Consider the following 18,574-nt stretch of genomic DNA (forward strand, 5'->3'; position numbering starts at 1 on the left):
GGCCGCGTGAAGGCGCTCGTCGTCTGCCTGGACGGCATGTCGGGCGTGCTGCTTGCCGGGCCCGCCGTCCGCGCCGTCGCCACCCGGGCCCACCGCGTGACGCTGCTGTGCGGTCCGCGCGGCGAGGCCGCCGCCCGGCTGCTGCCCGACGTCGACGACGTCCTGGTGTGGGAGGCGCCGTGGGTGGGACCCCGGCCGCCCACGGTGGACGAGGCGGACGTCGAGGGTTTCCTGCGGCGGCTGCGGGACACGGCGTACGACGTCGCGCTCGTCTGCACCCCGTACGGACACAGCCCGCTGCCCGCCGCGCTCCTGCTGCGCATGGCGTACGTACGTCATATCGGCGCCGACAGCGCCGACGACTCCGGCACCCTCATCGACGTACCCCACCGGCGGCTGCCCGGCAGGCACGACGCCGAGGCCGCGCTCGACGCGGCCGCCGCCCTCGGCTTCCCGCCCCGCGCCGGGGACGACGGGCGGCTGCGCGTCCTGCCCACCCCCGACACGGCCGGCCTCACCGGCAACGGCCCCTACGTCGTCCTGCACCCCGGCGCGGGCACCCCCGCGCGCACCTGGGACGCCGGCCGCGCGGCCGAGGCGGTCGCCCTGCTCGCCGACGCGGGCCACCGTGTCGTCGTCACCGGCGGACCCGGCGAGGCCGACCTGACGCGCCGGGTGAGCGGCGACGCGGCCGTGGACCTCGGCGGGCGCACCGACCTGCGGACCCTGGCCGGTGTGCTGCGCGCCGCCGACGTCGTCGTCGCGGGCAACACCGGACCGGCCCACCTCGCCGCCGCCACCGGCACCCCGGTCGTCTCCCCGTTCGCCCCGGTCGTCCCGGCGGAGCGCCGGGGCCCCTACGGGGTGGACGCCGTGCTCCTCGGGGACCACGACAGCCCGTGCGCGGGCACCCGCGCCCGCCACTGCCCGGTGCCCGGCCACCCCTGCCTGGGCGAGGTCACCGCCCAGGACGTGCTGCGCGGCGTGCAGAAACTGCTCAAGAGCAGCGGCTGACCCGCCCGGGCCCGCGGCTACCGGCTGCCGCGGGCGGCCGTCTCCGCCGGGGCCGGGTGGCTGCCCGACAGGTGGTACACGTTGAACGCCTTGCGGATGACGGGCTGGGCGACGTTGCGCACCGGCACGCCGCCGCTGGTCATGCCGTGCTCGGTGCCGGCGTGCGCGTGGCCGTGGACGGCGAGGTCGGCGCCCGCCGCGTCCATCGCCTCCGCCAGCAGATAGCTGCCGAGGAACGGATAGATCTCCAGCGGCTCCCCGGCGAGGGTGTCCGGCACGGGCGCGAAGTGGGTGAGCGCCACCCGCGTGTCGCAGCCCTGCGCGGCCAGCTCCTCCAGCGAGGTCCGCAGGCCCTCCGCGCAGCGGCGGGTGTAGCGGATGAACTCCTTCATCAGCGGCTCGCCGAACTCGCTCCCACTGCGCCCGACGAAACCACCGCCGAACCCCTTGGTGCCCGCGACCCCGATCTTGGCCCCGTCGACCTCGACGACCGTGCCCTGCCCTTCGAGCACCTGGACGCCGGCCTCGCGCAGGACGGCGGTGACCTCCTCGGGCCGCTCGTCGTGGTGGTCGTGGTTGCCGAGCACGGCCACGACCGGCACCGGCAGCCCGGACACCTCGTCGGCGACGACCTCGGCCTCCGCCACGGTGCCGTGGCGGGTGAGGTCCCCGGCGAGCAGCAGCAGGTCGGCGCACTCGTGCAGGGTCTCGAAGGCGGGGCGGAGCAGGCCCTTGCTGTCCAGGCCCATGTGGATGTCGCCCACGGCGGCGATGCGGATCATGCCAGTTCCTCCGGGTGGTCGGGGGCGGCGGCACCGGCCACCACGACGTCGAAGTGGACCGTCTGCCCGGCCAGTTCCTCGTGCACGGTGCGCAGCAGCTCCTCACGGCAGTGCGCGGAGGGCACCGTCCCGACGACGGCCACGGACGAGCCGCGGGACTCGACGCGGATGCCCAGTTCGCCCAGCTCCTCGGCGGCCAGCCGCTCCTTGAGATGGGCGATGCGATATTCGACGTTGGCGTGGTCGTTCATCGGTCTGCTCCTCGCGGTGCGATGACTTCCAGGCGTTCCAGCAGGAAGAGGAAGGCCGCCGGCATCGGCGCGTGCCCGTACTCCTCGCGCACCGCCTCCCAGTCGACCCGCTCGCGCAGCTGCCGGGCGATCGGCAGCACGGCGCCGAAGTCGCAGTGGTGCGCGGAGAAGGCGGCGAGCAGCGACCGCATCAGGTCGGTCGGCGCCAGCACCGGCATCTGCACCGAGTCCACCGGCAGCGGGGTGGCGCGGCGCAGCAGCTCCGTGGTGACCGGCTGCGCGGCCAGCTCGAAGATGAGGTCGATGTCCTGGCCGAGGCACTTGGCCTTCAGCAGCCAGTCCTCGGGCGGCGCGAACACCGGCAGCCCGGCCTCCTCCAGCGTGGCCGCGACTGCCGGGGCGTCCTCGGGCCGGATGCAGAAGTCGGCGTCGTGCTGGAGGTTGCCGGTGCCGCCGTGGGCGTACACGGCGACGCTGCCGGCGAGGGCGAAGTCGTGGTCGTTCCGCTTGAGGATGGCCCCGACCTGCTTGGTCGCCTCCAGGATGGCCTGGTTGAGGTCGGGCGGAAGCTCCTCCGCGGGCACCTCGTGATGTGCGGACCCCCCGGCCCAGCCCGTCGGGGGCAGTTCCGTGAGCGGCTTTCGCGCCTCGGGAGTGGTGTCTTCTGCGTTCGGCGTCACCTGCTGCTCCGTTTCCGGGACGCCGGCCGCCGCACTGCGTGTGCCGGCCGGCGGTCTCCGACGATCCCTGCTCCAGGCAGCTCCGGTACCCGGACCGCCGGGTTCGACACGGGCCAGTTGCTGTACTCGGATTTCCCTTATACCGCAGGGCGCGGGGCGTCACCTCTTCGCGCGGCACCGCTCAGGGGCGCCGCCACTCGTCGCCGCGCAGGTGCGAGCCCGCCTGGGGGCCCATCCGCACCATGCCGCCGTCCGCCACCCAGGACGCGCCGGTCACGTACGAGGCGTCGGGTCCGGCGAGGAAGGCGATGACGGCGGCGATCTCCCGGGCGTCGCCGGGCCGGCCGAGGGGGATGCCGGGGCGGCGCTCGTCGTGTACGTCGGTGTCCTCCTGCCCGGTCATGGGGGTGGCGATCTCGCCGGGCGCGACGGCGTTCACGGTGATGCCGTGCTCCGCGAGTTCCAGGGCCATCACCTGGGTGAGCAGGCCGAGCCCGCCCTTGGCGGCGCAGTAGGGGGCCGCGCCCACGCGCGGCTGGTGCTCGTGCACCGAGGTGACGTTGACGATGCGGCCGCCCCCGCCCTGCGCGATCATGCGGCGCGCGGCGCGCTGGCCGCACAGGAACGGGCCGACGAGGTCGACGTCGATGACCTCGCGGACCGTCTCCAGGCTCAGGTCGAGATAGGGGGTCGCGGTGCCGGTGCCCGCGTTGTTGACCAGGACGTCGATGCGGCCGAGCCGCTCGGCGAGGTCGTCGACGGCGTCCGCCGCCTCGGGCAGCCGGGTCAGGTCCATGTGGGCGAGGGCGGCCCGCCGCCCGTGGCCGCTCACCTCCTCGGCCGTCCGCTCGGCGCCTTCCCGGTCGCTGTGCCAGGTGATGCCCACGTCCAGGCCGGCCTCGGCGAGCCGGACGGCCGTGGCCCGGCCGATGCCGGAGTCGGCGCCGGTGACGACGGCCACCCCGGTGGCGGAAGCGGTGGGGACGGTCATGGGGTCCTCCAAGTCGTGGCTCGGTTCACTCGCAGGCCTGTTCGCCGCCCCGGGCGGGTACCCGGTGAGAAGCGCGCACAGACCATAAGTCGCATAACTTGATAAACCGGAGCAAGAGGAACTCTCACGGCACCACGCACGCACGGCAACAAGGGACGAACGGGTCGAAGGAGTCGACGAACGTGACGGACGTATCGAGCAAGGGCCCCGCCTCGGGCGACGATCGGGAGACGCTCACCAACCGGCAGGGCCATCCGGTCCACGACAACCAGAACCAGCGCACCGTCGGCGCCCGCGGCCCGGCGACGCTGGAGAACTACCAGTTCCTGGAGAAGATCAGCCACTTCGACCGCGAGCGCATCCCCGAGCGTGTCGTGCACGCCCGGGGCGTGACCGCGTACGGCTACTTCGAGTCGTACGGGAAGTTCGGCGACGAGCCCATTGACCGCTTCACCCGCGCGAAGCTCTTCCAGGAGCCGGGCAGGCGCACGGACGTCGCCGTGCGCTTCTCCACGGTGATCGGCGGCCGCGACTCCTCCGAGGCGGCCCGCGACCCGCGCGGTTTCGCGGTGAAGTTCTACACCGAGGACGGCAACTGGGACCTGGTCGGCAACAACCTGGGCGTGTTCTTCATCCGGGACGCGATCAAGTTCCCCGACGTCATCCACGCGCTCAAGCCCGACCCCGTGACCTTCGAGCAGCAACCCCGGCGGATCTTCGACTTCATGTCGCAGACCCCCGAGTCCATGCACATGCTCGTCAACCTCTTCAGCCCGCGCGGCATCCCGGCGGACTACCGCCACATGCAGGGCTTCGGCGTCAACACCTACAAGTGGGTCACCGCGCAGGGGGAGTCCCGCCTGGTGAAGTACCACTGGATGCCCAAGCAGGGCGTGCGCAGCATGACCGAACAGGACGCGGCGAACGTCCAGGCCGAGGGTCTCGGACACGCCACCAAGGACCTGTACGAGGCGGTGGCGCGCGGTGAGTACCCCGAGTGGGAGCTGCTCGTCCAGGTGATGGACGACCACGACCACCCCGAGCTGGACTTCGACCCGCTGGACGACACGAAGACCTGGCCCGAGCAGGACTTCCCGCCGCGGGCCGTGGGCAAGATGGTGCTCGACCGGATGCCGGAGAACTACTTCGCGGAGAACGAGCAGATCTCCTTCGGCACCGGCGTGCTCGTGGACGGCCTGGACTTCTCCGACGACAAGATGCTCGTCGGCCGCACCTTCTCCTACAGCGACACCCAGCGCTACCGCGTCGGCCCCAACTACCTCCAGCTGCCCGTCAACCAGGCCAAGAACGCCCGCGTGCGCACGAACCAGCGCGACGGCCAGATGGCGTACCACGTCGACGGCGGCGGCGAGAACCCCATCGTCAACTACGAACCCTCCATCACCGGCGGCCTGCGCGAGGCGCCGTACGCGACGGAGGACGAGCAGGGGCCGGAGATCCGCGGCCGGCTCACCCGCAAGCGCATCCCGCGCACCAACGACTACCTCCAGGCGGGCCAGCGCTACTGCCTGATGGAGCAGTGGGAGCGCGACGACCTCGTGCGGAACTTCGTCGACCTGCTCTCCCAGTGCCCCCGCGAGATCCAGGAGCGGATGGTGTGGCACTTCCTGCTCGTGGAGAACGAGCTGGGCCTGAAGGTCGGCGAGGGCATCGGCGTCGGCCCCAAGGACGTGGCGGGCCTGGAGCCGCTGGCGGGCCAGGAGCTGACCGAGGAGGACCGCAAGCGGCTCGCCAACCTCGGGGAGAACCCGCCGCGTGACGTGAGCGGGCTGACCATGACGCACTGCGTCCCGAACGAACGGCACACCGTGACCCGGTGAGGACACGGCGGTGCGCGGCCGGCTCTCGGCTCGGCCGCGCACCGCCGCACACCCGCGCCGCTCAGTTCTCGGCGTTCTCCTGGGTCCACGTCCAGGCGTACTGGAGCCAGTCGGCCAGCGCCATGGCGCCGAAGCCCGCGCCGACCAGCCGGGTGCCCCGAGGGGCGAGGACGTACGCCCCGAGCAGACCCGTGGTCGTCCAGGCGGACACGCAGAACGGGCAGGTCACCAGGTCGCCGACCGCCAGCCGCAGGCCCGAGCCGCGCGGTTCGTCCATGACCTCGCCCGCCGACGCGTCCCGCTCACGACGGGCGAAGGGCGCCCGCAGAAAGCCGGTGATCTTGCCCTTGGTGAGCAGCCGTGCCGTCTTGAACGTCGCCACGCCGATGAGCGCCACGTCCCAGGGCGGCACCCGCTCGGGCAGCACGGCCCCGCGCCTGCGCCCCAGCGCCACGAGGGCGCCGGTCGCGGCCGCGAACGTCGTCATCAAGGCGGCGTACCCGGCCAGTGGCACCGCCCCGTCCTCGTCGTAGGCGTGAGCCACCTCGTGTCCCAGGTGCTTCTCAGCGGTCGTCATGAGGCCTCCAGGGAAACGGGTTCCCGGTGGTAGCAGGATGTGCGCGGGCTCGGCAGGGGATCGGCGCCGGGCGGCCTTCAGACCAGGTCTTCGGGGTCCGTCGGCAGGTCCTCGTCCGGGACGACGTGCACGGCGGCCTCCTCGGCCGCGGCCGCACCGCCGTCGATGCCCTCGTCCCTGGCCACGGCCTCCTTGGTGGTGTCCGTGTGGGCGCCCTCGTCCGGGGCCACGAGACGGCCCGCGCGGTCGTCCCCGACCTCCGGGTCCATGGGTTCACCCTCGCCGCCCGGCAGATCGCCGACGCCGTCCCCGAGGGGCGGCTGCGTGTCGGGCACCTCTTGGCGCAGCCGCTCGTCGAGCGACTCGCCCTCGTGCTGCTCCGCGGCCGTGGTGCCGGTCTTGGTGACGCCGAGCGGCTTCTCCGGCGGCGAGTAGCCCTCGTCGAGGATGTCGTCGTAGGTGCGCTCGTCCAGCGCGTCCTGAAGGTCGAGCGGCGAGGCGTCCTCCTGCTCCTCGTTGCCGCCCGTGGGCTGGTAGGCGTCGTCCGCCATGTTCTGGTCGCTCATCACTACCTCGCGCTTGGGAATCTCGGTCGTGGCGCTGGCCCACTGATGGTCGCGCTTCGGTCTTTCGAAGTGCCCGCGACACACTCCTCCAAACGATCTGACCCGGGCGCTTCCACACCCGTGAGGGGCGCTCGCCCGCACTGCGGCGCGCCCCCCGGCACCGACGGGTGCCGGAGGGCGCACGGTGCGGCGACGGACCGGTCAGCCGGGGCCGGCCCGGTAGGTCCGCGCCCTCGCGTGACCCGCGTCCGACCCGCGTCCGGCCCGGGCGGCCGCGCTGGCCGCGAGGCCAAGGAGGAGCGCCACGGCGCCGGTGATGATGTTGCTGACCACGGACCTGGTGGTGCTGACGTCACCCGCCACGACCCACGGCGCGACGATCGTCCACGCGCCCAGCGCGCACGCCGCCCACGCCATGCTGTGGGTCCGCTCGTACGCCCGGCCGAAGCCGCCGCTCATCAGCAGGGCGTAGGCGATGCCGACGATGAGGTTGGTGACGGCGAGCCGCGTCAGGCCGTCGAAGCCCGCGATCCAGGGCGAGGCGGCCAAGTAGAGGCCGGTGACGAAGGCCATCGTCTCGACGGCCTGCACTTTGGGGGTGCTCGCCGCGCGCTCCGCCATCTCGTGGCGGGCGCGGATGTCGGCGATGTCGGGATGCGTTTCCATCGAGGACGAGGTCCTGGGGGACGTTGTCATTGCGTCCACCTCCAGCTTGGTGGTGGTTCATGGTGCGGGGACGGGACTCGCGGGAGGCGCTCGGCCGGGATCGGTTCCCACGGGCCGCGCGAACCGGACACGGTGATCGCCTCCTGCCTAGCCGGTACCCTCCGCAAAAAGGGACAAACTATCTCAGGTATTACGATATGACCGATGCGCCGCAGGTGTACTGGTCCGGGCCTCTCACCGGGCTCCGGGCCCCTCGCAGGGCTCCGGGTCTCTCAAAGGGCCGCGAGCAGCTCGTCCAGCGGGCCCGGCACCCGCGCGGGCTCCAAGGCCTCGACGAGCAGCCGGCCGTAGCGGATCTTGCGGCCCTTCTTCGTGCCGAGGAACCGCCGCAGCATTCCGTCCTGGGATCTGCCGTGCTGCGCCGGCTGGCGCACGAAGGTCTGCCAGGCGCGCAGGTCGCCCTCGGCCCCGATGATCTCCTCCACGCGAGCGGGGCCCAGCGCGCGGATCAGTTCGTCCTCCAGGTCGGCCACGCACACGAAGAAGCCTTGCCGCGGCGCCCCCGCCCGATCGAGGCCACGTTCGTAGAAGGGCCACTCGCGCTCGTCGCACAGCCCGACCAGGCGCAGGCCGAGACCGGGCGGCCCGAGGAGAGCCGCGTAGCGCGCGATGTTCATCGCCCCGCCCATCGGCACGACGCAGACGCCCTCGGCGGCCAGGTCCCGGCCACGCCGTACGGCGAGCGCCTCGACGGCCGCCAGATCGCTCGCCCCCTCCAGCAGGACCGCCGTCCGCACCCCCAGCCGCCCGGCCACCTCACCCGCCGGCCCGCCGGGGCCGCCCGCCGCCCAGTCGCCGACCGCGTCCCGGAGCGCCCCCATGTCCACCATGGGGCCGAGTCTGCACCGCGTCCCCTCCCGGGGCACGGCATTTTCGGCGGCCCGACCGGCGAGGTGACGAGCGGGGCCGCCATGGGCTACAGTGGATCTTGAGCGGTCGCCGAAAAGCCGGTGGCCGAGCGCGCGTTGGTGGTCCAAGGAAAGACGCCCCGCTTCCTGCGGGGAAATGCAGGTGCAAGGCCTGCCCAGCGCTCCGATTCGAGTCCCGCCCCCGTCGTCAGGGGGGCGGGACTCGTGCGTTACGGGGTTCCGCCGGCGTCTGCTGCGGTGCGGCGGCGGTGCACGCGGGCCTCCCAGGGCCGCAGGGTGTGCGGTGCCGTGAGCGGGGTGGCCGTGGGCAGTGTGGTGAGGAGGATCTCGCTGCCCTGCCAGCCCTCGGGCGGGTCGACGGTGAGCTCGGAACCGCCGAAGTTGGCGAGGACCAGCAGCTCGGTGCCGCCGGCCGCGTGGTGGCGGGTGAAGGCGTAGAGCTGCTCGTGGTCGGGGTGCAGCATGCGGAAGTCGCCGTGGGTCAGGGCGGGTTCGGTGTGCCGCAGGGCGATCAGCCGGCGGTAGTGGTGGAAGACGGAGTCCGGGTCGGCGCGCTGCGCCTCGGCGTTGACGTGGACGTGGTCGGGGTTGACGGCGATCCACGGGGTGCCCCGGGTGAAACCGGCGTGCTCGGTGGCGTCCCACTGCATCGGGGTGCGGGCGTTGTCCCGGCCGCGCCGTCGCAGTCCGTCCAGCAGCGTCTCGGGGTCGGCGCCGAGGGCGCTCTGCTCGCGGTGGTGGTTCAGGGACTCGATGTCGCGGAAGTCGTCGACCGAGGCGAACGGCGCGTTGGCCATGCCCAGTTCCTCGCCCTGGTAGACGTACGGGGTGCCGCGGTGCAGGTGCAGGACGGTGGCGAGGAGCTTGGCGGAGCGCGCGCGGTGGGCGGGGCTGTCGTCGCCGAAGCGGGAGACGGCACGGGGCTGGTCGTGGTTGTTCCAGTAGAGGCTGTTCCAGCCGGTGTCGCCGAGCCCGCTCTGCCACCGGCCGAGGCTCGCCTTGAGGTCGGTCAGGCGCGGCTCGCGGACGTCGAACTTCCCGCCGGGTCCGTGGTCGAGGCCCACATGCTCGAACTGGAAGACCATGTCGAGCTCGCGGCGGGCCGGGTCGGTGAAGAGCCGGGCCTCTTCGAGGGTGACGCCGGGCGTCTCGCCGACGGTCAGCGGCGGGCGCGGCCGGCCGGCGAAGACCTCGCGGTGCATCTCGGCCACGTACTCGTGGACCCGGGGACCGCAGATGTAGTGCGGGCTGCCGTCGCCGTGCCGGGCGCCCTCGGGCACGACGCCGTCCGGCAGTCCGGGCGCCTTGGAGATGAGGTTGATGACGTCCATGCGGAAACCGTCGACGCCCCGGTCCAGCCACCAGCGCATCATGGCGTGCACCGCCCGGCGCACCCGCGGGTTCTCCCAGTTGAGGTCGGGCTGCTTGCGGGAGAACAGGTGCAGGTAGTACTCGCCGCCGACGGGGTCGTACGTCCAGGCCGGACCGGAGAAGAAGGAGCCCCAGTTGTTGGGCTCGGCGCCCGGGGTGCCCGGCTCCATGCCGGCGCGGGCGGGCCGCCAGATGTACCAGTCGCGGCGGTCCCCGCCGGGGCCCTGGTCGCGGGAGGCGGTGAACCAGGGGTGTTCGTCCGAGGTGTGGTTGACGACCAGGTCCATGACGAGCTTCATGCCGCGCTCGTGCACGGCGGCGAGCAGCCGGTCGAAGTCCGCCAGGGTGCCGAAGAGCGGGTCGATGTCCTGGTAGTCGCTGATGTCGTAGCCGTTGTCGTCGTGCGGGGAGGGGTAGACGGGGGAGAGCCACAGCACGTCCACACCGAGCGCGCCGAGGTGGTCCAGGCGCTCGGTGATCCCGCGCAGATCGCCGACGCCGTCCCCGTTCGAGTCGGCGAAGCTGCGGGGGTAGATCTGGTAGACCACGGCGTCGCTCCACCAGGAGTCGGCGGGGTGGGCGGGGTGTCGGGGCACGGCGCACCTCTTCTCGGGCGTGTGCGGGCGGGCCACCAGTGTGGGGGCGCACCGTGGGTCACGGAAGCCGTTCCGGCGCCGGCCGGGGCCTGCCCGACGAAGGCGTGGGCGCCGCGGTTTCGGCACGGGGCGCGCCCGCCGACGTACGCGTGCACGCCCACAGCGCGAGCCCCAGGAAGCTGAACGCGGCGCCGAGCGCGCAGACGGCGCCCCAGCCGGCCACGGCGTACAGGAAGGTCGCGGCGAGCGCGCCGGTGGCGCTGCCGATCGAGTAGAAGACCATGTAACCGCCGATCAGCCGACTGCCCGCGGCCGGGTGCAGCGCGTAGATCAGGGTCTGGTTGGTGACGTGGACCGCCTGCACGGCGAGGTCGAGCAGCACCACCCCGAGGAACAGGGCCCAGAGCGAGTCGCGGGTGAGGGCCAGGGGCAGCCAGGAGGCGGTGAGCAGCGCCAGGGCGGCGCCGGTGGTGCGCCGGGAGAGCCCGCGGTCGGTCAGGCGGCCCGCGGCGCCCGCGGCCAGGGCGCCGACGACACCGATCAGCCCCAGCGCCCCGATCTCGGTGTGCGACATGAAGTACGGGGCCTCGCTGAGCGGCAGCGCGACGCTGCTCCACAGGGTGCTGAAGGCGGCGAAGACCAGCAGCCCGAACAGGGCCCGCAGGCGCAGCAGCCGTTCCCGCGCGAACAGGGTGAGCGTGGAGCGCAGGAGCTGTCCGTAGCGCAGGGTCGTCGGCGCGAGGCCGCCGGGGCGTGGCAGTACGCGGCGCAGGACCAGGGCGAGCAGTGCGGTGAGGGCCGCCGACGCGAGGTAGACGCGGCGCCAGCCCGCGAGGTCGGCCAGCACGCCGGACGCGGTGCGGGCGAGCAGGATGCCGAGCACGACGCCGCTGGTGACGTGCCCGACGACGCGCCCGCGCCCGGCGGCGGGCGCCAGGGAGGCGGCGAAGGCGACGAGCGTCTGGGTGACGACCGCGAGGAGCCCGGTCGCGGCCATGCCCAGGAGCAGGACCGCCGCCGTGCGGGCGGTGGCCACCGCGACCAGCGCCGCCACCAGGAGCAGCAACTGGGCCACGACGAGCCGCCGGCGGTCGCCCGCCTTGTCGCCCAGCGGTACGAGGAGGAAGAGCCCGAGTCCGTAGCCGACCTGGGTGAGCGTGACGACGGCGCCGACGAGTGCCGGGCTCATGGCGAGGTCGTGGCCCATGGTGACCAGGAGCGGCTGGGAGAAGTAGACGTTGGCCACCGCGGCGCCACAGGCCACGGCGAACAGCAGGGTGACGCCCCGGGACAGGACGTAGGGAGGCGCCTCGGGGCGGCCGGGCATCGGCACTCCTCACATCAGAGATCGGATCTGGTTGCAACTTGCCACTACGACTGACGCGGTGACGGTAGCCCTGGTTGGTAGCATGTTGCAACCACCATCCAGGGTGAGGAGCGCGTAAGTGCGCGGAAGTGAGGGACGTGCCGCCATGGTCACCAGGACACGCTTCGACGACAGCCAGTGCCCCGTCGCCCGGTCGGTGGACGCGATCGGCGACTGGTGGTCCCTGCTGATCGTGCGGGACGCCTTCGACGGGAGCCGCCGCTTCGGGGAGTTCCAGCGCGGTCTCGGGGTGGCGAAGAACATCCTCACCGCACGCCTGCGCACGCTGGTCGCCGGCGGCGTCCTCGCGTCCGTCCCCGCCTCGGACGGCAGCGCCTACCGCGAGTACGTCCTGACCCCCAAGGGCGAGGCGCTCTTCCCGGTCATCGTGGCGCTGCGGCAGTGGGGCGAGCAGAACTTCTTCGCCCCCGGTGAGGAGCACTCACAGCTGGTGGACCGGCGGGAAGGCCAACGGCTGCAACCCCTGGAGGTGTTGTCGGCGGACGGCCGCCGACTGAAACCGGACGAGACTGTCGTCCACAAGGCATAAGCCGCATGCACCGCATAAGGTGAGGGGACGATGAGTCTGATCACGGTGGGTGTCGAAGAGGAGTACCTTCTGCTCGATCCCGCCTCCGGCTTTCCCGTCCCGCTGGCCGAACAGGTCCGTGCCGCCGCGGGCCTCCAGCCGATCGTGGCGGAACGGGAGATCCAGGCGGAACTGATCGAGGCGCAGGTCGAGGTCGCCACCCCGGTCTGCACCGACCTCGACGAAGCCGGCGGCCACCTGCTGCGCCTGCGCCTCGCCCTGGGGCGCGCGGCGGAGAGCCTCGGCTGCCGCCTCGCGGCCTGCGGCACACCGCCGCTCAAGGAGGAGGCGCCGCTGCCGGTGACGAACCTGCCGCGCTACCGCGCCCTGCGCGCGCAGGCGCCGCAGCTCGTCGCCGAGCAGCTGGTGTGCGGCATGCACGTGCACGCCGCGGTGCCCGACCCGCAGATCGGCGTGGCCGTCCTGAACCGCGTCCGGCTGTGGCTGCCGGTCCTGGTCGCCATGTCGGCGAACTCCCCCTTCTGGGCGGGGCACGACACCGGCTTCGCCAGCTGGCGCACGGTCGTGTTCGGGCGCTGGCCGGTCAGCGGTCCGCCGCCGCACTTCGAGGACCTCGCCGACCACGAGCACCGGGTGCGGCGGCTCCTCGCCTGCGGGGCGCTCATGGACCTGGGCCAGATCTACTGGCAGGCCCGCCTCTCCAGCCGCTACCCCACCATCGAGGTGCGCTGCTCGGACGTCCAGCTGCGCACGGACGAGGCGGTGATGTACGCCGGCATCGTGCGCGGGCTCGTCTCGACCGCCATCGAGGAGGTCAAGGCGGGCGTCCCGGTGCCGCCCTGCGCCCCGGAACTCCTCCAGGCCGCGAACTGGCACGCCGCACGGCACGGGCTCAGCGGATCGCTGGTGGACCGGGAGGGCAGGCTGCGCAGCGCCGGGGACGTGCTGTCCCAGCTCATGGACCACATCACGCCCGCCCTCGCGGAGGCCGGGGACACCCGCGAGGTCACCGCGCTCGTGCACCGCCTGCTCCAGGAGGGCACGGCGGCCGACCGGCAGCGCCGCGCCCTGGCCGAAGGCGGCCTGCGGGCCGTCGTCGACCTGATCATCAACGAGACCACCGCGGCCTAGGGCCTCTCCGTCGGATCAGGCCGCGAGCTGTGCCGTCCGGTGCTCGGCGGCCTCGTTCTCGACGTGTGCCCGTACGCGCTTGCACGCGCGGGTGATCAGACGGGAGACGTGCATCTGGGAGATGCCCAGCTCCTCGCCGATGCGGGCCTGGGTCATGTCGTGGAAGAACCGCATGTTCAGGATGCGGCGCTCGCGCTCGCTGAGCCGGGCCAGGCTGGGCTTGACCGCTTCCCGCGCGATGACGACGTCGTAACGCGGCTCGTCCGCGCCGAGGACGTCGGCCAGCGCGAACGAGTCGTCCCGGGAGCCCTGCGCGCTCAGCTGGGCGTCCAGCGACACGGCGCGGAAGCTGTCGATGGCCTCCATGCCGGTCAGCACGTCCTCCTCGCTCAGATGGGTGTGCTCGGCGATCTGCGCCACCGTCGGAAAGCGGTCCTGGTCGGCGAGCGCGAGTTCCCGGATGCCGGCACGCACCTTGTTGCGCAGTTCCTGGACCCGCCGGGGCACGTGAACGCTCCAGGCGTGGTCGCGGAAGTACCGCTTGACCTCTCCGACGATCGTCGGCATCGCGTACGGGACGAACGGACCCTGCGCCGGGTCGTAGCGGTCGACGGCCTTGACCAGGCCGAGGGCCGCCACCTGCTCCAGATCCTCCAGCGGTTCCCCGCGGTCGCGGAACTTGCCCGCGAGGCGGTGGGCCATCGGCAGCCAGGCCTCCACCAACTCCTCGACCAGCCGTTGGCGTTCCGGACCCGCCGGCAACGTGGCCAGCCGCTCGAAGTCGGCGGTGGTGTCCGGAGTGTCCGCCGCTCGGCGCGCGTGTGCTGTCCTGCTCGGCATGGGGGTGCCTCCCGTCGAACCGCTGGTATCGGCAGCACGGGAGCGCGACGCAACACATCGCGAGGTGGCCTGGTCGGGGCCGCTCCCGTGAATGTGCCTGTCTGCCCAAGCACGTCGAAACGCCGTTTGTCCCCGATCACCGCGGTCAAACAGGTCCGGGGGAGTGATCTGGACGAAGGGAGAGGGAGCGATCTCGACGGAGACAGCTCGATGGAGACAGAGGGAGGGATCCGGACGAAGAGTGCGGGGGCCTTGATGCGGCCGAAGCGCTGCCCGCGCACCTCGGGGCTGTGCGCGCTCCGGCAGTCGGCGCTCAGCGGTGGCCGGAAGTCCTCCGTTGTCCACAGACTCGGGAGCGGGCCTGTGCTCCTCGCCGCCGGCGGGGTACTGGGTGGCCCGGGACGCGGTGCCGTCCCCCGGCGGCTTTCCGGTTCTTTCCGGTCCAAGGAGGCACTCGGATGACGTTCAATCCGCTCGAACAGCGGGGCATCCCGCTGGACCGCCAGCTCCGCAGCTGGCGGGAGCTCGACGTGGCACCGATCGACCCGGACCACTGCGACCCGTACACCCGCTGCCGCATCATCGCGATGAACGGCATCGAGGTCGAGGCGATCATGTTCAGCCACCAGCTGGCCCGCAACACCGTCGACCCCGACGTCAAACGACAGCTCGCCACCACCCGCTACATCGAGGCGCAGCAGCAGAAGGTCGTCAACTGGCTGCTGCCGGGTGTCTCCTCGGTGCTGGAGACGACGATCGCCTACGAGCAGGTGGCGGTGGACCTGACGGCGTGGGTCGCGCGGATGGAGCCGGACCCGTACCTGAAGCAGGCGTACCAGTTCGGCGTCCTGGAGGACTTCGACCACCTGTACCGGTACGCCAACCTGTACGAGATGATCGAGCACCGCAAGGCGGAGTCGATCGTCGACGGCCTGACCGAGGTCATGCCGGGCCGGCCCACCCGGTTCCACCACCGCGACCCGGTCGACAACGTCCGCGACCCCTACGACAAGGACGCCACGAACCCGCTGTCCAAACTGCACGCCCTGACGATCATGTCGGCGGAGCAGCAGACGATGAACTTCTACATGAACACCGGCCCCACCTACATGGAGCCGATCGCCCGGCAGCTCTACCAGGAGATCGGGCTGATCGAGGAGGAGCACGTCACGCACTACGAGTCCCTCGTGGACCCGGGCGAGACGTGGTGGGAGCAGCTGGTCAACCACGAGTACAACGAGTGCTACCTGTACTACTCGTTCATGGAGCAGGAGAGCGACCCTCGGGTCAGGGCGATCTGGGAGCTGCACCTGAACATGGAGCTGGAACACCTGCACGCGGCCTGCGACCTGATGCGCCGCCACGACGGCCGCGAACCCGAGGAGGTCCTGGCACCGGAGCTGCCGAACGTCCTCACCTTCGAGCCCAACAAGCAGTACCTGCGCGAGCTGCTGGACACCCAGATGGACCTGACCACCCTGGGCGCGGGCTATGTGCGCGAGGCGCACGAGCGGTTCGAGAAGATGCAGGAGAACATCCACGGCGGCGAGGCGCCGCCCAGCGACCGGGTCATGACCGAGCACGCCGAGATGTTCGGCCGCGAGTACCGCGTGGAGACCGAAGGCGCGCACCCCGACCCCTCCCAGCGCGAGAAGTGAGGCCGACATGTCGACTCTGCGCACTCCTCAGGCCGGTGACGACGGGGCCGCGGACACCGATGTCGTCTCCCTGCTGACGCGTCAGCACGGGGACATCCGCAACCTCTTCGACGAGGTCGAGCAGACCAAGGGCGACGAGCGAAGGGACGCCTTCCACCGGCTGGTGCGGCTGCTGGCCGTGCACGAGACGGCGGAGGAGGAGGTCGTCCACCCCTTCGCCCGGCGGAACCTGCCCGGCGGTGAGCAGGTGGCGAAGGACCGGCTGGCGGAGGAACGCGCCGCCAAGGAGACGCTGGCCGCCCTGGACGACCTGGACACCGACGACCCGAAGTTCATGCCGCAGCTGTTGAAGCTGCGCAGGGACGTCCAGGAGCACGCCCGCGCCGAGGAGCGCTACGAGTTCTCCCACCTGCGCCGCAGCACCGACGCGGCCGGCCTGGCCGCGATGGCGAAGGCCGTGAAGGCGGCCGAGGCGATGGCTCCCACCCGGCCGCACCCGGGCGTGGAGTCCGGCGCGGCCAACCTGGCCCTCGGCCCGGTGGCCGCCCTCGTGGACCGCACGAAGGACGCGGTGCGCAAGGCCATGGGCAAGGACTGAGTGCGCGGCTGAGTGCACGGCTGAGTACACGTACCGCGCGAGTTCCGAAGGTGTTCGCATGATTCTCGACAGGGTGGCTCGTGGAGCCGCCGCACGGCTGGCCCGGCGACGCGCCGCACCGGCCCTCCATCCGCACGGCGTGCGCTGCCACGGGACGTTGGAGGTCCCGGGCGGTGCCCTGGCCGCCGGCGGCGGGTGGGAGGTGCCGTGGCTGGACCGGCCCGGCACCTACCCGGTGTCCGTGCGCTGGTCCCGCGCCCTCGGCCTGCCCGGCCGGCTGCCGGACGGCTTCGGCCTGGCGGTACGGGTACCGGACCCCGAGGGGCCGGGCAGGGACCGTGACGCCGGCGGTCCGGACCTTTCGGGCCAAGGCCTGGGCGTCGGCGGTTCGGACCCTTCGGGCCGAGGCCTGGGCGCCGGTGGTTCGGAGCCTTCGGGCCAAGGCCCGGACGCTGGAGGTTCGGGCCCTTCGGGCCAAGGCCCGGGCGCCGAGGGGCGGGGCATGGACCTGGATCTGCTGTTCACGTCCAGCGGGCCCGGTCGCCTGACCCGCCACTTGCCGCTCCCGCGCGTCAAACCCCTGGCCGGGCCGTACTCGACGCTGCTCTCCTACCGGGTCGGTGCGCGCGAGCGCGTGCTGGCGCTCTTTCCGGCGGCCGGAGGGATGGTCCCGACGGGGGAGCTGCCCGCACTGCGCGGCGCGCTCGCCCGCGGCCCGGTCCGCTTCGACCTGCGCGCGGCGGCCCCCGACGAACCCTGGCGGACCATGGCCACCTTGACCCTCCACGACCTACGCACCGACGCGGCCCGCGTCTCCTACGACCCCTACGTGAACTGCCTGCCCACGCTGCACCCCACGCGCCGCCTGCGCGGCCTGCGGATCGCGGCGTACGCGGGATCCCGGGCCGGGAGGGGCGGGCCGCGGCCAGATCCGATCACGCACCGGGCGGCACACGAACGGGAGAGTTAGGGCTCCTCTCCCGGGTTGCGCCGGCGTGCAGGGCGGCCTCGGTCCCCGTGGACACCCGCGGGTCGGCCCAGGCCTGTCTCCTGACTACCTGGGGGCCATCCTGATGGCTCCGTCGAGCCGGATCGTCTCGCCGTTGAGCATCGGGTTCTCCACGACGTGCGCGGCGAACGCGGCGTACTCCTCGGGGTGGCCCAGTCGGGCCGGATGCGGAACCTGGCGACCGAGCGCCTCGATCGCGGACTCGGGGAGCGCGTCGAACATGGGCGTGCGGAACAGGCCCGGGGCGATCGTGACGATGCGGATGCGTTCCCGCGCCAGGTCGCGGGCGAGCGGCAGGGTCATGCCCGCGATGCCCGCCTTGGAAGCCGCGTAGGCGACTTGCCCGATCTGGCCGTCGAACGCGGCCGCGGAGGAGGTGTTGATGATCACTCCGCGTTCCTCGCCTTCCTCCTGGGACCGCGTCATCCGCGCGGCGACGAGCCGGGTGACGTTGAAGGTGCCGATCAGGTTGACCTGGACGACCTTGCTGAAGGCGCTCAGCGGGAACGGGCCGCTCCTGCCGACAGTCCTGAAGGCGTTGCCGATCCCGGCGCAGTTCACGGCTATGCGCAGGCTGCCGAGGCTCGAGGCGAGGTCGACCGCAGCGGTGACGTCCTCCTCGCTGGTGACATCGCCCTGGGAGAACACGACGCGGTCGCCCAGCTCTGCCGCGACGCCCTCGCCTCGGGAGGAACGGCCGAGGATCACCACGCTCGCGCCCCGATCGCGCAGCACGCGTGCGGTCGCCAGACCGAGGCCCGACGTTCCCCCGGTGACCAGCGCGACGCTTCCTTCGATTTGCACCCTGTGCTCCCATTCCGTGGTGTTGCCCTGCCCAGAAGGGGCGTGATTCTATCTCGCACCGACCGCCGTCGAGTTCCCCGGACAGGATGTGACGCTCTGTTTGGGAGCCGAGTAGATCATCACGCTGCGCTTATTGATCAGGCTGTTGGCGAGGGGTAGTCTCTTGCCTGGCTATCGATGGCCGAATGCGTAGAGAGTCTAAGTGCAAAGGTTCTGACGCTATTCAGATCGTCAGCGTCAGCATCACAAGGGGGATTCATGGGAACTTTCACTCTGCTTCGCATGTGTGCGCCAGCGTAATTTCCGCGGGGTCGCAGCGGATCGATAAGCCCGCGTTCCGCGTTCCGTGTGGTC

General features: G+C 72.1%; 19 protein-coding genes. 7 read left to right on the top strand and 12 right to left on the bottom strand.

The window, feature by feature from the left end:
* The first annotated feature begins 6 nt into the window (after nt 1-6).
* On the top strand, nt 7-1,014 hold the full coding sequence (locus tag ACZ516_RS33100; protein ID WP_469013377.1) for a glycosyltransferase family 9 protein: 1,008 nt from the start codon (nt 7-9) through the stop codon (nt 1,012-1,014).
* Between the two features lie 17 nt (nt 1,015-1,031).
* On the opposite strand, the gene ACZ516_RS33105 is transcribed toward ACZ516_RS33100, so the two are convergent.
* The 4 genes from ACZ516_RS33105 to ACZ516_RS33120 all read right to left on the bottom strand — a co-directional run bounded on the left by ACZ516_RS33105 (nt 1,032) and on the right by ACZ516_RS33120 (nt 3,718).
* Entirely contained in the window at nt 1,032-1,796 is a 765-nt protein-coding gene (locus tag ACZ516_RS33105; protein ID WP_469013380.1) for a metallophosphoesterase family protein, read from the bottom strand.
* Nucleotides 1,793-2,047, bottom strand: a complete 255-nt coding sequence (locus ACZ516_RS33110) for a hypothetical protein (protein WP_358585350.1) — start codon at nt 2,045-2,047, stop codon at nt 1,793-1,795. The genes ACZ516_RS33105 and ACZ516_RS33110 overlap by 4 nt, the downstream gene beginning before the upstream one ends.
* The gene (locus tag ACZ516_RS33115) at nt 2,044-2,727 is read right to left on the bottom strand and encodes a nucleotidyltransferase family protein (RefSeq protein ID WP_467466973.1); all 684 of its coding nucleotides are present in this window, start codon (nt 2,725-2,727) and stop codon (nt 2,044-2,046) included. The genes ACZ516_RS33110 and ACZ516_RS33115 overlap by 4 nt, the downstream gene beginning before the upstream one ends.
* A gap of 181 nt (nt 2,728-2,908) precedes the next feature.
* Entirely contained in the window at nt 2,909-3,718 is an 810-nt protein-coding gene (locus tag ACZ516_RS33120; protein ID WP_469013381.1) for an SDR family oxidoreductase, read from the bottom strand.
* A gap of 182 nt (nt 3,719-3,900) precedes the next feature.
* Between ACZ516_RS33120 and ACZ516_RS33125 the strand changes: the two genes are divergently transcribed.
* Nucleotides 3,901-5,559: a catalase gene (locus tag ACZ516_RS33125; RefSeq protein ID WP_358911129.1), complete on the top strand. Its 1,659-nt coding sequence runs from the start codon at nt 3,901-3,903 to the stop codon at nt 5,557-5,559.
* A 61-nt stretch (nt 5,560-5,620) separates the two neighbouring features.
* Here ACZ516_RS33125 and ACZ516_RS33130 read toward each other — a convergent pair whose 3' ends face one another.
* The 6 genes from ACZ516_RS33130 to ACZ516_RS33155 all read right to left on the bottom strand — a co-directional run bounded on the left by ACZ516_RS33130 (nt 5,621) and on the right by ACZ516_RS33155 (nt 11,591).
* Nucleotides 5,621-6,136 carry a DUF1360 domain-containing protein gene (locus ACZ516_RS33130; protein ID WP_361087608.1) on the bottom strand — a complete coding sequence of 172 codons (516 nt, stop codon included), beginning with the start codon at nt 6,134-6,136 and terminating at the stop codon, nt 5,621-5,623.
* A gap of 77 nt (nt 6,137-6,213) precedes the next feature.
* Entirely contained in the window at nt 6,214-6,702 is a 489-nt protein-coding gene (locus ACZ516_RS33135; protein ID WP_358585357.1) for a DUF5709 domain-containing protein, read from the bottom strand.
* 201 nt (nt 6,703-6,903) lie between these two features.
* Nucleotides 6,904-7,368 carry an SPW repeat protein gene (locus tag ACZ516_RS33140; protein ID WP_358585359.1) on the bottom strand — a complete coding sequence of 155 codons (465 nt, stop codon included), beginning with the start codon at nt 7,366-7,368 and terminating at the stop codon, nt 6,904-6,906.
* Nucleotides 7,369-7,640: 272 nt separating this feature from the next.
* Entirely contained in the window at nt 7,641-8,258 is a 618-nt protein-coding gene (locus ACZ516_RS33145; protein ID WP_361087604.1) for a TOPRIM nucleotidyl transferase/hydrolase domain-containing protein, read from the bottom strand.
* 248 nt (nt 8,259-8,506) lie between these two features.
* Nucleotides 8,507-10,264 (bottom strand): alpha-glucosidase, encoded by a 1,758-nt coding sequence (locus ACZ516_RS33150; protein ID WP_469013385.1) that lies wholly within the window; start codon nt 10,262-10,264, stop codon nt 8,507-8,509.
* 58 nt (nt 10,265-10,322) lie between these two features.
* Nucleotides 10,323-11,591, bottom strand: coding sequence for an MFS transporter (locus ACZ516_RS33155; protein ID WP_469013386.1), 1,269 nt, complete (start codon nt 11,589-11,591; stop codon nt 10,323-10,325).
* Nucleotides 11,592-11,736: 145 nt separating this feature from the next.
* On the opposite strand from ACZ516_RS33155, the gene ACZ516_RS33160 reads away from it, so the two are divergent.
* Together ACZ516_RS33160 and ACZ516_RS33165 are read left to right on the top strand one after the other, a co-directional pair.
* A complete protein-coding gene (locus ACZ516_RS33160) occupies nt 11,737-12,180 on the top strand; it encodes a winged helix-turn-helix transcriptional regulator (RefSeq protein ID WP_469013388.1) in 444 nt (147 codons plus the stop codon).
* 30 nt (nt 12,181-12,210) lie between these two features.
* Entirely contained in the window at nt 12,211-13,311 is a 1,101-nt protein-coding gene (locus ACZ516_RS33165; RefSeq protein ID WP_361087595.1) for a glutamate--cysteine ligase, read from the top strand.
* Between the two features lie 15 nt (nt 13,312-13,326).
* Here ACZ516_RS33165 and ACZ516_RS33170 read toward each other — a convergent pair whose 3' ends face one another.
* Nucleotides 13,327-14,151, bottom strand: coding sequence for a SigB/SigF/SigG family RNA polymerase sigma factor (locus ACZ516_RS33170; RefSeq protein ID WP_358585371.1), 825 nt, complete (start codon nt 14,149-14,151; stop codon nt 13,327-13,329).
* A 458-nt stretch (nt 14,152-14,609) separates the two neighbouring features.
* Here ACZ516_RS33170 and ACZ516_RS33175 point away from each other — a divergent pair, with 458 nt between their 5' ends.
* The 3 genes from ACZ516_RS33175 to ACZ516_RS33185 are packed head-to-tail and all read left to right on the top strand — an operon-like array spanning nt 14,610 to nt 17,377.
* Nucleotides 14,610-15,809, top strand: coding sequence for a hypothetical protein (locus tag ACZ516_RS33175; protein ID WP_358585373.1), 1,200 nt, complete (start codon nt 14,610-14,612; stop codon nt 15,807-15,809).
* Nucleotides 15,810-15,816: 7 nt separating this feature from the next.
* The gene (locus ACZ516_RS33180) at nt 15,817-16,407 is read left to right on the top strand and encodes a hemerythrin domain-containing protein (RefSeq protein ID WP_358914147.1); all 591 of its coding nucleotides are present in this window, start codon (nt 15,817-15,819) and stop codon (nt 16,405-16,407) included.
* Nucleotides 16,408-16,465: 58 nt separating this feature from the next.
* Complete coding sequence (locus ACZ516_RS33185; RefSeq protein ID WP_469013390.1) at nt 16,466-17,377, top strand: phosphodiesterase; 912 nt, start codon at nt 16,466-16,468, stop codon at nt 17,375-17,377.
* An 84-nt stretch (nt 17,378-17,461) separates the two neighbouring features.
* Here ACZ516_RS33185 and ACZ516_RS33190 read toward each other — a convergent pair whose 3' ends face one another.
* Nucleotides 17,462-18,220: a 3-hydroxyacyl-CoA dehydrogenase gene (locus ACZ516_RS33190; RefSeq protein ID WP_358699938.1), complete on the bottom strand. Its 759-nt coding sequence runs from the start codon at nt 18,218-18,220 to the stop codon at nt 17,462-17,464.
* Nucleotides 18,221-18,574 lie beyond the last annotated feature (354 nt).

This window comes from Streptomyces sp. NPDC034037, from assembly GCF_055575715.1.